The sequence below is a fragment of the Variovorax sp. GW821-FHT09D05 genome (assembly GCF_059416325.1).
Genome location: NZ_JBWKOZ010000001.1, coordinates 111915 through 124376 on the forward strand (window position 1 = coordinate 111915; position 12462 = coordinate 124376).

General features: G+C 66.2%; 16 protein-coding genes. 8 read left to right on the top strand and 8 right to left on the bottom strand.

The genetic code is table 11. The annotated features are described in order from the left end of the window. Positions 1–15 precede the first annotated feature (15 nt). Positions 16–759, top strand: a complete 744-nt coding sequence (locus tag AC07O3_RS00490) for an NAD-dependent epimerase/dehydratase family protein (RefSeq protein WP_495338308.1) — start codon at positions 16–18, stop codon at positions 757–759. Next, positions 756–1286, top strand: coding sequence for a cupin domain-containing protein (locus AC07O3_RS00495; protein ID WP_440534113.1), 531 nt, complete (start codon positions 756–758; stop codon positions 1284–1286). Before AC07O3_RS00490 ends, AC07O3_RS00495 begins: the two co-directional genes overlap by 4 nt. A gap of 1 nt (position 1287) precedes the next feature. On the opposite strand, the gene AC07O3_RS00500 is transcribed toward AC07O3_RS00495, so the two are convergent. Together AC07O3_RS00500 and AC07O3_RS00505 are read right to left on the bottom strand one after the other, a co-directional pair. Further along, positions 1288–1647 (bottom strand): DUF2845 domain-containing protein, encoded by a 360-nt coding sequence (locus AC07O3_RS00500; RefSeq protein WP_354338346.1) that lies wholly within the window; start codon positions 1645–1647, stop codon positions 1288–1290. 65 nt (positions 1648–1712) lie between these two features. Next, entirely contained in the window at positions 1713–2591 is an 879-nt protein-coding gene (locus tag AC07O3_RS00505) for a hypothetical protein (protein ID WP_495338309.1), read from the bottom strand. Positions 2592–2750: 159 nt separating this feature from the next. Between AC07O3_RS00505 and AC07O3_RS00510 the strand changes: the two genes are divergently transcribed. Continuing rightward, positions 2751–3224, top strand: a complete 474-nt coding sequence (locus tag AC07O3_RS00510) for a cupredoxin domain-containing protein (RefSeq protein WP_495338310.1) — start codon at positions 2751–2753, stop codon at positions 3222–3224. Positions 3225–3449: 225 nt separating this feature from the next. Next, on the top strand, positions 3450–3830 hold the full coding sequence (locus AC07O3_RS00515) for a helicase SNF2 (RefSeq protein WP_426392524.1): 381 nt from the start codon (positions 3450–3452) through the stop codon (positions 3828–3830). An 87-nt stretch (positions 3831–3917) separates the two neighbouring features. Here AC07O3_RS00515 and AC07O3_RS00520 read toward each other — a convergent pair whose 3' ends face one another. Both AC07O3_RS00520 and AC07O3_RS00525 read right to left on the bottom strand, forming a co-directional pair. Continuing rightward, complete coding sequence (locus AC07O3_RS00520) at positions 3918–4307, bottom strand: DUF427 domain-containing protein (protein ID WP_093052527.1); 390 nt, start codon at positions 4305–4307, stop codon at positions 3918–3920. Between the two features lie 242 nt (positions 4308–4549). Next, entirely contained in the window at positions 4550–4867 is a 318-nt protein-coding gene (locus AC07O3_RS00525; RefSeq protein ID WP_097199444.1) for a DMT family transporter, read from the bottom strand. 91 nt (positions 4868–4958) lie between these two features. Here AC07O3_RS00525 and AC07O3_RS00530 point away from each other — a divergent pair, with 91 nt between their 5' ends. From AC07O3_RS00530 to AC07O3_RS00540, 3 genes are read left to right on the top strand one after another with little or no spacing between them, the layout of a single operon-like run. Then, on the top strand, positions 4959–5360 hold the full coding sequence (locus tag AC07O3_RS00530) for a winged helix-turn-helix transcriptional regulator (RefSeq protein WP_256328894.1): 402 nt from the start codon (positions 4959–4961) through the stop codon (positions 5358–5360). A gap of 40 nt (positions 5361–5400) precedes the next feature. Next, positions 5401–6369, top strand: coding sequence for a Bug family tripartite tricarboxylate transporter substrate binding protein (locus AC07O3_RS00535; protein ID WP_495338311.1), 969 nt, complete (start codon positions 5401–5403; stop codon positions 6367–6369). Between the two features lie 53 nt (positions 6370–6422). Further along, on the top strand, positions 6423–7079 hold the full coding sequence (locus tag AC07O3_RS00540; protein WP_495338312.1) for an FABP family protein: 657 nt from the start codon (positions 6423–6425) through the stop codon (positions 7077–7079). A gap of 4 nt (positions 7080–7083) precedes the next feature. Here AC07O3_RS00540 and AC07O3_RS00545 read toward each other — a convergent pair whose 3' ends face one another. Then, positions 7084–8232, bottom strand: coding sequence for an aromatic ring-hydroxylating oxygenase subunit alpha (locus AC07O3_RS00545; protein ID WP_495338313.1), 1149 nt, complete (start codon positions 8230–8232; stop codon positions 7084–7086). Positions 8233–8348: 116 nt separating this feature from the next. Here AC07O3_RS00545 and AC07O3_RS00550 point away from each other — a divergent pair, with 116 nt between their 5' ends. Beyond that, complete coding sequence (locus AC07O3_RS00550) at positions 8349–9284, top strand: LysR substrate-binding domain-containing protein (RefSeq protein ID WP_093052508.1); 936 nt, start codon at positions 8349–8351, stop codon at positions 9282–9284. Here the strand turns inward: AC07O3_RS00550 and AC07O3_RS00555 are convergent. From AC07O3_RS00555 to AC07O3_RS00565, 3 genes are all read right to left on the bottom strand, one after another. Then, a complete protein-coding gene (locus AC07O3_RS00555) occupies positions 9272–10327 on the bottom strand; it encodes a porin (RefSeq protein ID WP_495338314.1) in 1056 nt (351 codons plus the stop codon). The genes AC07O3_RS00550 and AC07O3_RS00555 overlap by 13 nt on opposite strands. A gap of 123 nt (positions 10328–10450) precedes the next feature. Further along, a complete protein-coding gene (locus AC07O3_RS00560; protein ID WP_495338315.1) occupies positions 10451–11326 on the bottom strand; it encodes an amidohydrolase family protein in 876 nt (291 codons plus the stop codon). 17 nt (positions 11327–11343) lie between these two features. After that, positions 11344–12321, bottom strand: coding sequence for a Bug family tripartite tricarboxylate transporter substrate binding protein (locus AC07O3_RS00565; RefSeq protein WP_495338316.1), 978 nt, complete (start codon positions 12319–12321; stop codon positions 11344–11346). Between the last annotated feature and the right edge of the window lie 141 nt (positions 12322–12462).

Below are 12462 nucleotides of genomic sequence, written 5' to 3' on the forward strand. Positions count from 1 at the left end.
GAAGGAAGAAGCGCAATGAGCGAGAAGGTATTTTTGGCAGGTGCCACCGGAGCGGTCGGCGCCGCGCTGGTTCCGTTGCTTATCGAAGCGGGCTATACCGTGCATGGCAGCACGCGTCGCGCTGACCGTGCGGGCGTGCTGGAGGCGCAGGGCGTGCATCCGGTCGTCGTCGACGTGTTCGATGCGGCGGCGCTGCGGGCCGCGCTGGTGCGCATCGCGCCGTGGGGCGTGATCCATCAGCTCACCGACCTGCCCAAAGACCTGGACCCGAGTCGAATGGCCGCCGCCGCGGTCCTCAATGCGCGTGTGCGCACCGAGGGCACACGCAACCTCGTGGCCGCCGCGCAGGCTTCGGGTGTGAAGCGGCTGGTGGCGCAGAGCATCGCCTGGGCCTATGCACCCGGCCCCAAGCCATTTACGGAAGAGCAGCCGCTCGATACGGAGGCGGAAGGTGTGCGCCGCATCAGCGTCGACGGCGTGGTTGCGCTGGAGAAATGCGTGATGGCTGCGCAGGGCATGACTGCCACTGTGCTGCGCTATGGGCAGCTCTACGGTCCGAACACTTCGACCGATACACCCAAAGGCCCGAGCCCGTTGCACGTCGCGGCCGCGGCGCGGGCTGCGTTGCTGGCATTGCAGCGTTCGACCGGCGGCATCTTCAACATCGCCGAAGACGGCGCCGAGGTCAGCACCGAGAAGGCGAAGCGCACGCTGGGCTGGCGTGCCGATGCGCGGCTGTCTCAAGGAGCCATGCCATGAACGCGATGTCTCTCTTCCTGCGCCACCGTGCGCGCGCCGGGCTTGCGGCGCTGACTGTTGCAGCCATGGGTTGGGCATTGCTGCCGCACGCGAGCAGGCAATCGACCGTGCAGTTCATCGACGACATCTGCAGCGCCGTGAGCCGACCGATGTTCGCATCGGCGCCGGCCCCGGAAGGCTCAGCCGCCGCGGCGCGACCGCAGACCTCGACCAAGGTGATCTCCTGCGAGGCGCTGCCCAACGTGCCGGGCAAGTCAGTCACCACCGTCCTCGTCGACTTTCCGCCGATGGCCTACTCGCCGGCCCACAGGCATCCGGGTTCGGTGACCGCCATCATTCTCGAAGGCACGGTGCGCTCGCAGTTGGCCGGCGGTCCGGTAGGCGACTACAGGCCCGGCGAGACCTTCTTCGAGCCGCCGCGCACGCTGCATCTGTTCGCGGAGAACCCCGATCCGGTGAAACCTGCGAAGCTGGTGGCGGTGTTCGTGGCGGAAGAGAACTGCGGGCCGCTGCTGCTGCCACCCTGAGCTACCGCACCCGGTCTCCGTCGCGCACCGACTCCACCGCGCCGTTGTAGAAGCGAACGATGCCCAGGAAGTTGCCCTGGCCGCGGTGGTAGACCCAGTCTTCCATCGGCACGCACTGCTGCGTTATCACTTGCTGCGCGGGGCCACCGGGGTAGGGCGACAGCACCCACGCCACCTGCGGGCGGGGCACACAGACGAACTCCTTCGACATCGGCTCGCCGCACTTCTGCACCACAGAGAACTTGGAGTCGCCGACGCCCGAGAGCGAGCCGTTGCAGCTCAGCGATTGGGCCGATGCGCTGCCGGTGTGCGCGAGAGCGAAAAGAGAAAGGAAGAGGGTGCTCGCGGCGAATTTGCGCATGGTGTCGATGGGCTCCTTGAACAGCCTGGGACTGCGGTGGGCCCCGATAGTTTCTCTTGCCGTCATCACGACCGCGGGCCGCGCAGCTTGGCGACCCCGAAGCCCAGCGCCAGAGCCGCGCAGAGAAAAACCAGCAACGCGAGCCAGACCGACCGCGTGAACGCATAGGTGCCCAGCGTGGCGCCCGCGGCGAGCGCCACGGCCAGCCATTCGAGCACCGGGTCGATCCAGCTCCTGGGCTTGCTGCTGCGTTGCGCGGCCAATGCGCGTTCGTGTTTCTCGATCTGTTGCTGGGTTTGCGGCTTTCGCGGCTTCCGTTGCCTTGGGTCGGGGAAGAGAGCTCTCAGCGCCGGCGTGGGCCATGCGTCGTCCGGCGATGCGCCGATGCCCGCAAGTTGCCAGACCGCGTCCGCATCGCGGCGCGAGAGATCCGACATGAGCCCATCGAGCACCTTCTTGTCGTTCAAGCGGTCGATGGAGGCCAGCTCGGCGCGCAGCCACGGCTCTGCATCGGCGGCATCAGGCAGCCCCTGGGTCCGCAGCAGGATGTGACTCTCGAAGCCGCGTGCGGTCCAGGCTTCGAAGCCTTCGTAGAGAGGTCGGTAGCGCTCGCCGATGGCCGCGATCACGGCTTCGCGCCGCGATGCGAGCCGCTGCAGCGCGGAGGTTTTGTCGGTGATGAGGTACGGGTAGGCGGCGTCGGCGCCGAACTCTTCCAGGCATTCCTCGCGCTCGATGGCGCTGTCTTCATCATCGATGTCGTACGCGTCGATGAAGCGCGCATGGTGGATGTCGCTCTCGCTGAAAAGCGCCCGCCAGAACAACGGAAAGAAGGCATTGGCCTCGATCTCCCCGCCATGGCCGAAGAAGCCGCGCCATTCGTTGCGGCTGCCTTCGGGCATGCGGGGCAGGGTCGAGCTGGACAGGTAGACGGGGTGGGACATCTTCTTCGCTCCGGGCAAGGGGCGGGCGCCATCTTACGGGCGTGGGCGCAGATTGCTTTCTTGTAATCCGCGCGTCAGGCGATGGCCGGATGGGCTTTCCAGAATCCAGCGCGTGCAGTTCTCATCACTCGCCATTCATCATCCCAAGGAACACCATTCATGAAACGCGCATTCCTCACCACCACCGCTTTCGCCACGTTGCTCGCCGCATCTGTCACAGGCGCCGCCGCATCGGGCACGCACGACAACGCTATCGGCAAACCCGGCGTGGCCACCAAGGCGACTCGCACGGTCCAGGTCGACATGACCGACGGCATGCGCTTCACGCCAGCCGACATCAGCGTCAAGCAGGGCGAGACCGTGCGCTTCGTGGTCAGGAACTCCGGCAAGCTGAAGCATGAACTGGTGCTCGGCACCCAGCAGGACCTGAAGGCGCACTACGCCGCCATGATGAAGAACCCGGAGATGGAGCACGCCGAGCCGAACATGGTGACGCTCGCGCCAGGCAAGACCGGCGAGGTCGTCTGGCAGTTCACCAAGGCGGGCAAGGTCGACTTCGGATGCCTGCAGGCGGGGCACTACGACGCGGGGATGAAGGGCGTGGTGAACGTGGCCAGTGCCGAGGGCAAATAGGCTTGGGCGCGGCGCGATTGTTTCCGCCGCATGAACGCCGCGGTTCCTTTTGCTGCGGGTTTTTACCTACTCATCGGCTCAAAATTCATTTCACAGACCAGCCCACAAGCGAATCTGGATGAACAGGCCCCGAGCGAGGTGGCCGCCCCCCGAAGGGACGGTGACCCACCCAAGACCGGTTCGAAACCATCCCGTATGCAAAGAACTGAATTGAAGGAAATCCAAATGACCGCCTCGAAGCTCCTCTCCGCCATCTCCATCGCACTGCTGGCTGCTGCCGGTGCCGCTCATGCCGAAAGCTATGACGGTGTGCATCAACTGACCTCGGCCACCAGCCGCGCCGACGTTGCCAGCCAGGCCGTGGTGGCCGCACGCAGCGGCAACCCCTACGCCGATGGCGCCAACTCGGGCCCCGTGCAACTGATCGCCTCGACGACCAGCCGCGCTGCGGTCCGTGCTGAAGCGGTGGCTGCCGCCCACAGCGAGAACCCGTATGCCGAAGGCGTGACCTCGCGTGTCGCTCCGGTGCTGGCAAGCGGTGTCGATCGTTCCACCGTGCGTGCCGCAGCCCGCGCTGCTGCTCGTGGTGACGCTCTGCCGCTGTAATCGACAACGGCAACGCGCATAGATAAAAGCCGGGCCCTGCGAAAGCGGGGCCCGGCTTTTTGTTTGTTTGTTTGTCCAGGGGGCGAGCTAGTAGACGCGCTCTTCGATCGGCCCCACGCGGTCCGGATAGAACGCCACGTAGTCCTTGATCTGCGAGACATGCTCGTACGGCGACTCGTAGGTCCACACCGCATTCACCGAGCGCTCGCCGCCGGCCGGAATGCTGTAGTAGTTGCACTCGCCCTTGTACGGGCAGTAGGTTGCATGAGACGTGCGCTCGAGCAGCGACATCTTCACGTCCTTGCGGGGTATGTAGTGCACGGTTCCGAAGTGCGCCTCGCGCAGCGTCAGCGCTTCGCGCGTATCGGCGACGACGCAGCCATCGACCGACACCACCACGCGAAGCGGGTTGGGTGCAATGGTGATCGGATGGTCGGGGCCGGGGGTCTTGATGGTGCGTTCTGCGGTAGCGAACATGAGAAAGCTCCTTCGGGCAATCGGGGTGACGCAAGAATCGGCGGATGCGCATCTTGCCGCGATGCCGTGGCGATTAGAAGTAGCCAGAAAATCGGCCCATTCGCGACATGGTTAAAGACCGCGAATTCATTTGAATGGCTCTGGGAGCCTTTCGGATTGTGATTCAGCATGTAAGGAATACTGAAGTTCCATATCTTTGGTGCGCAGGTTGCGTGTGGTCACGAATGTGTGTGCTTCACGCATCAGCCTTCGATGAATCGAAGGCCCACGGTACCGCCGATTACCAGCGCGATGCATGCCATTCGCGGTGCGGAAAGGGCCTCGCCGAAGAACAAAACGCCCATCAGCACCACGCCCACCGAGCCGATGCCGGTCCAGATTGCGTAGGCCGGGCCCAGCGGCAGGTAGCGCAGCGCCCTGGCCAGCAGGTAGATGCTGAGCAGCGCGGTCGATACGCCGACGACCGACGGCACGAGCCGCGTCCAGTCTTCCGATTGCTTGAGTGCGGCGGCCATCGCGATCTCGACGAGACCTGCCGCCAGTAGAAATATCCAACCCATGAAAAAACTCCTTCGATGCTGTTGCGGGTAGAGCTGAACCGGATAATTCCGGGCCGGGCACCGATCAACAAGTACGCACCTTTTGGTAACCATGGGAAATTCAAAGACGCCATCGAAGAAGTCCGCGCCTGTGGAAGAAGCCGAGACAGCACCCGCCGACGTGTGGAACGCCGACTGCCCCTCGCGCCGCGTGCTGGAGCTCATTGCCAACAAGTGGGCGCTGCTGGTCATTCCGTTGTTGCGTGGCAAGCCGCAGCGCAACAACGAGCTGCTGCGCAAGGTGGGCGGCATCTCGCAGAAGATGCTCACGCAGACCCTGCGCGACCTGGAGTTGAACGGACTGGTGCTGCGCGAAGACCACCAGACAGTGCCGCCGCACGTCGAGTACAGGCTCAGCCCACTCGGCCTGTCATTGAGCAAGACGCTGATCGCCGTGGACCGCTGGGCCGAGGCGAACCATGCACAGATCGACGCGGCGCGGCACCGTCAGTGATACCTTCGCCCGACCTCGAGCGATCCATCGAAGGACCGAAGTGAAGAAGAACAAACTCGCCACGCTGTTGCTCGCTGGCCTATTGGCCGCCGGCGCCTGGGCCCAGGACTGGCCCGCCAAGCCCGTGCGCTTGATCGTGCCCGCACCGGCCGGCAGCTCGCTCGACCTGATCGTGCGCACGCTGGCCGACCGCCTGCGCGTGATGTGGAAGCAGCCCGTGGTGGTCGAGACCAAGGCAGGCGCGGGCGGCCTGATCGGCATGGACACGGTGGCCAAGGCGCCGCACGACGGCTACACGCTCGGCATCGGCTTCAACGGCCCGATTGCCTTCGGCCCCTACATGTACGCACGCATGCCCTATGCGCCCGCGCGCGACCTTGTGCCAATCGTGCTCACGACCTCGCAGCCCAACGTGCTGGCGGTGCAGGCGGGCAACCCCGCGAACACGCTGCCCGAGTTCGTCGAATGGGCGAAGAAGCGCGGCAGCAAGTTCAGCTATGCATCGGTGGGAGCGGGCAGTTCGTCGCATCTCACGATGGAGTTGTTTCGCAGCGCGGCGCATATCGAGGCGGTGCACGTGCCGTACTCGGGCTCGCCGCCCGCGGGGCTGTCTCTGGCGGCCGGCGACACGCAGGCGCTGTTCACGGTGGCGCCCGCGCTGCTGCCGCTGATCCAGGGTCAGCGCGTGAAGCTCATTGCCGTGACCAGCGCCAAGCGCTCTGAACTCATGAAAGACCTGCCCACCGTGGCCGAGTCGGGCTACCCGGGTTTCGAGTCGCTGGCCTGGAACGGCTTGTTCACCGCCAGCGGCACGCCACCCGAGGTGGTGCGCCGCATCAATGCCGACGTCAACGCCGTGCTGCAGGAGCCGGCGGTGCGCGAACTGCTGGCCAACCAGGGGCTGGTGGCGGGTGGCGGCTCGCCGGAAGAATTCAAGGCCTTCATCGACAGCGAAGGCCGCAAATGGGGTGCGATCATTGCCAAGGTTGGCATCCGCCTCGACCAATAACACTCCCACACTCCCGACAACCCACGCCAGAAGACCCCAGGAAGAGAAAGAACATGGAACAGCAGTTTCCCCGCGATATCTACACGGAACCCGAGCCCGACCCGCACACGCTCGCCAACCTCGGCCCGCTCACGGGCCTGGCCGGCATCTGGATCGGCAAGGCCGGCCACGACGTGAGCCCGAAGGAAGACGGCCCCGAGGCCGAGGCCTACATCGAGCATGCGGAGTTCCAGCCCATCGACGCGCAGACCAACGGGCCGCAGATCTTCTACGGGCTGCGCTACCACCTGCGCATCGTCAAGCCCGACGACGTGGAAACCTTTCATGACCAGGTCGGCTACTGGCTGTGGGAGCCCGCCACGGGCGCGCTGATCCAGACGCTGTCGATCCCGCGCGGGCTCACGGCCATGGCCACGGGGCACGCGAAGGCCGAAGACCGCAGCTTCAGGCTCGAAGCGGTGCGCGGCGGCGAGACCAACGGCATCGTGGCCAATCCGTTCCTGGAGCATGCGTTCAAGACGCTGCGCTACAGCATCGAAGTGACCATCCACGACGACGGCAGCTGGTCGTACGAGCTTGAAACGGTGCTGAGCGTGCTCGGAAAGCCCGAGCCCTTCAGCCACACCGACCGCAACACGCTGCGCAAGATCGGCGAGCCCACGCCGAACCCGACTGCACAGGCTGCGGTGGCGGCAAACGCCGCAGCCTGAGGCGCTACTTCGCGAGTGCCGCTTCCACGTCCGCGTGGAACTTGGCCGAGCACCACTCGGTCGCGCCGAAGTACAGCGATGTCTGTGCACCGCTCGCGAGCGTCGATTGCGCAGAAACGCCGAGCGCGAAGTCTTCGTCGAGCGCGCCCCAGAACGATTCGACGTTCTTGCGCCAGTAGTTCACCGACTTCTCGGTCTTCGGCAGTTCGGGAACGAGCGTGCTCGCGATCACGCGCGAGCTGCCCGGCGATTCGGGCAGCACGGTGAACGCGTTGGCGTGGTCGCCCTCGTGCAGGATGAAAGTCGCCGGGAAGAAGTAGTAAATGATGTTCGAGTGCGGCCCCACCTGCCATGCCTGCGTGGGCGTGCCGCGCAGGCCTTCGATGCTGCGCTTGGGCAGGAACAGGCGCTGGTGCTGCCGGTCGTGGTCGGCCATCAGCAGGTTGTCGTAGAACAGCGCGGCGATGCTGTTGCGGTGCGCGTACTGGAAGTGATACGTCTCCAGGTTCGCCTCGAAAGGGATCTTCCAGTTGGCCGCGTTGTCGAAGGCGTGCTGGTGAAACGGCACCCAGCTGTCGTAGCCCCATGAGCGCAGGTCGGCGCCGAAGCGGCCCAGCCAGTTGTCGATGTCGATCCTGGCGCTTTCGCCGTTCGCCACTACACGGGGGATTGCCCAGACGAAGCCCAGCGCTTCGGCAACCGGCACGCGCGCCAGGCTGCAATCCGATGCTGGCGCATGCGGAAAGTCTTCCGCCGACGGGCGCCCGCGCAGCGTGCCATCGAGCCCGTAGGTCCAGCTGTGGTACGGGCAGATCAGGGCGCGTTGATTCGATGCGCCGGGCGGCTTCAACCGCGCGCCGCGGTGGCGGCAGGCATTGACGAAGCCGTTGAGTTCTCCTTCTTGCCCGCGCACAAACACCAGCGGCATGCCGGCCACGTCGATGGCGAACGAATCGCCGGCATTCGGGAGAGACGCCGAAGGGCACAGCGCCAGCGGATAGCGCCTGAAGATGCGTTCGACCTCCCGCTCATGGCGTTCAGGATCGAGATAGCGCATCACCGGACTGACGCCCGGCTCACCGCGCTCGCTGCCGCCGGTCTCGATCAGCGCGAGCGCGCGTCGGATCAGTGCAATCTGTTCTTCATGCTGCATGCGCGCGATTGTGGCGAGCGAGTCGTGCGGCGGCTTGTTTCAACTGGTCGTGTTTCTCTGCCCGGATAGAACAAACACGCATAGCTCATAACCGGTTATGTCGATAGCCTCAGGGCATGGATCTGAAACAACTGGAGTACTTCATCCGCGTGGCCGAACTCGGCAGCTTCACCCGCGCGTCGGACGTCATCGACATCGCGCAGCCCGCATTGAGCCGCCAGGTGCGCCAACTGGAAGTGGAGCTGCGGCAGAACCTGCTGGTGCGCAACGGCCGCGGCGTGGTGACCACCGATGCCGGCAAGCGCCTGCTGGAGCATGGCCGCGGCATCCTCCACCAGGTCGAGCGGGCAAGGGAAGACATGAGCCTCATGCGGGATGCGCTGGCCGGTCGGGTCGCCGTCGGCCTGCCGCCCAGCGTGGCCGGTGTGCTGACGGTGCCGCTGGTGCGAGCCGTGCGTGAGCGGCTGCCCGATGCGGCGCTGTCGATCACCGAGAACCTCTCGACGGCGATGCAGGAATCGCTACTCACCGGCCGGCTCGACATTGCGCTGCTCTACAACCCGCAGCCTTCGCCCGACGTGGACAGCGAGACGGTGCTGGAGGAAGACCTGTTCCTGGTCAGCGCGACCAAGGGCACTGGGCCGGCGCGGCGTGGCGCGCCACTGGCCTTGCATCAGCTGGCCGAGCAGCAACTGGTGATCCCGACCCGGCCCAATGCGATCCGCATGCTGGTCGAGGCGGAGCTTGCCGCCATCGGCCGGCGGCCGCAGATCGCGCTGGAGATCGACGGCGTTCCGGCCATCCTCGCGCTGGTGGCCGATGGCGCCGGCCATGCCGTGCTGTCGCGCAATGCGGTCACCCTCGCGGGACGGTCGCAGCGCTATGCGATCCGGCCCATCGTCAAGCCCGGTCTGCGCAGCCGGCTGGCGCTGGCGACCAGTTCGCAGAGGCCGGTCACGCGCACGCAGCGGGCCATGGGGGAACTGCTGCGCGAACTCGTGCAGCAGCACCTCGGCGCCAATGCAGTGGCCGATGCAGCTCAGAAACGGTGACGCATGCCCACACCCACACTGCCGCTGTTTCGAAAGCCGGTCAGCCGGTCTTGCATGTAGACCGCGTACAGGTCGGTCCGCTTTGACAGAAAGTGGTCGTAGCCGGCCGTCCAGGTGGTGCGATGCGTTTCGGCGGCGCCCGTCACCTTGCGCTCGGTGCGCGCCACCGAGGCGAGGAAACGCCCTGCACCCACCGGAACCGCCGCGCCCAGCTGCGCGGTATTGGCGGTAGTGCGGATGTCGGGCGTGCGGGTGCGCTGCAACTGGCCGTACAGCTGCACGGCCTTGAAGTCGTAGGAGGCGCCGATCAGCGCGGCGTCCTGCCGGCCGATGGTCGTGGTGAAGCCGGGGCCCGTCTTGGCCTGCTGCACAGACACCACGGCGGCAAAGGGCCCGGCCGCGTAGTTGAGGGTCAGGTTCAGGTTGCGGATGCCTTCGCGGTCCTGCACTTCGCCCATGCCGTAGAGCAGGCTGGCGCGCAGCCCGGCGACGGTAGGCGAGGTGTACTGGATGGCATTGCTCCACACGCTGTCACCGAGCACGGCGCGGTTGTACGTGGGCTGCCATGTGTGGAGCATGACGGGCGAGAACTGCAGCGACACGCCGAACGGATTGAAGGCACCGCTGGCCACGAACATCGGATTGGTCTGCCGGCCGAGCGACAGCTGGCCGAAGCCGCCGGCCAGGCCCACCCACGCGTTCCGCGAGAAGTACGGGTCGGTGGTGTTGCGCCCGAAGGTGCCGGAGTCGGTCTGGAAGAAACTTTCCAGTGCGAACTGCGCCTGCAGCCCATCGCCGAGGCTCTCGCTGCCTCGTACGCCCCAGTACGCCGTCGTCATGCCGCCGCTGCCGAGCACCTTGGTGCGGCCGGGCTCGTCGCTGCGCTGCATCGATCCGACGAAGGCATCGAGCAGGCCGTAGATCTGCACGCTGGCCCCAGGGTCTGCGGCAGTCTGTGCCCACGGGGAATGCGTGGCGGTGCACAGAGCCAGCACCGGCAGGGCGCGCAGCGAAAGGGCCTGAAGGCGGGAAAGTCTTCTCATGTCGTCTGTCTCCTCGTTGTGATTCGTAGCCTGCAAGGGCGCAGGCGCGCGCGTCCGCACGCCACGGTTGTGCCGTGGCGTGGGGGCGGTGTCAGTGGCGTGTACGAAGCGCGGCGGCGGCGCTCAGTCGTACCAGTACAGGCGACTCGGGTTGTCGACCAGCAGCTTGCGAAGCTGCGCCGGGTCGTCGCTGAACAGCGGCAGCAGGTCGACCAGCTTGCCGTCGTCGGGCATTTCGCGCACGTTGGGGTGCGGCCAGTCGGTGCCCCACAGCACGCGGTCGGGCGCGGCTTCTATCAGCCGGCGCGCGAAGGGCACGGCATCCGCATAGGGCTGGCCCTGGGTCGAGAGGGTCTGCGAGATGCGCTCGGCGCCGCTCACCTTGACCCACGCGCGCTCGTCGCGCATCAGCTCCAGCATCATCTCGCAGGCCTTCTGGCCGAGGCCGTGCTCGACCATCGTGCGGCCCATGTGGTCGATGACGAAGGGCACCGGCAGCGTGTCGAGGAATGCGCGGTAGGTGACAAGGTCATCCGCGTCCAGATGCAGCACCAGATGCCAGCCCAGCGGCCGGATGCGCTCGGCCATGCGCAGCACCGTGGGCAGGTCGGGTGCGCCGCCCAGGTGCTGCACGAAGTTGAAGCGCACCGAGCGCACGCCGGCCTTGTGCAGCGCGGCGAGTTCGGCATCGGTGATGCCCGCACCCACCATGGCCACGCCGCGATAGGTGTCGGGCGATTGCGCAATGGCGTCGAGCATGGCGCGGTTGTCATGGCCATGCACGCTGGCCTGCACCAGCACCACGCGTTCGATGCCCAGCAGTTCGTGCAGGGCGCGCAGCTTTGCGGCGGGCGCATCGGGCGGCGTGTAGCGGCGGTTGTCCGAATACGGAAACACGTCGCCGGGGCCGAACACATGGCAATGCGTGTCGCAGGCGCCGGCTGGCAGTCGGAACGTGGGGCGGCTCGGGTTTGGATGGGGTGGGGCGATGGTTTTCATCAAGGCGGGTTCACTGCTTACTGCTTGGGAATGCCGGCGCGCTGGATCACGGCCGACCAACGTTGGATCTCGCTGTCGAGCAGCCGCGCCTGTTCCTGCGGTGTGCTGCCGCGCGGCTCCACGCCGAGGTTCTGCAGGCGTTTCTTGACTTCGGGCGAAGCCAGCGCCGCACGGGCCTCCTGGTTCAGGCGGGCGATCACGTCGGGCGGTGTCTTGGCGGGCGCGGCCAGCGCGTTCCACGATGCGACCTGGAAGCCTGGCGTCCCGCTTTCCGCAACGGTCGGCACGTCCGGCAAGCTGGGCGAGCGCTTGTCGCCCATGACCGCCAGCGCGCGCATGGCCTTGCCTTCGATCTGCGAGAGAACGGGCGAGAGGATTTCCACCGCCACGTCGACCTGCCCGCCACGCAGCGCCGTGACCACGGCCGGCGTGCCGTTGAAGGGCACGACCTGCGCATCGATGCCGAGTGAACTCTTCAGCAGCTCGCCAGCCAGGTTCTGCGTGCTGCCAACGTTGATGGTGCCGATGTTGAGCTGGCCCGGATGGGCCTTGGCGTGAGCCACCAGGTCGGCGAATGTCTTGAACTTGCTGTTGCTCGCGGCGAGTACCGCCATGTCGAAGTAGCCGAGCGTGGAGATCGGCGCGAAATCTTTCGTCGTGTCGTAGGGCAGCGACTTGAACAGGCCCACGCTCACGGCATTGCCGTTGGACATCAGCAGCATCGTGTGGCCGTCCGGCGGCGCCTTGGCTACCGTGTCGGAAGCCACCACGCCACCCGCGCCGGGCTTGTTGTCGACCACGATGCTCTGGCCCATCGATTCGGACATCTTCTGGGCCACGCTGCGCGCGACCAGGTCCGCGACGCCGCCGGCACCGAAGGGCACGACCAGGCGGATCGGACGCGAAGACAGGGGGGCGGCCAGCGCGGGCGATGCGCGCAAACCGGCGGCCAGGGTCAGCATCAGGCCGACGAAGCCGCGACGGGAATGTCTCATGTGTCTCCTTGTTGAACTTGTGTGCGGCCTTGCGCGCCGCTGACCCGCACTATTGCCCGTGGGTCAGCCTCCGGCAAGATCGCGTTCGCACTGGGAGATATAGTTTTTCGGCATGGCTGGGCGCTCGCGTGGCGCTCAGCG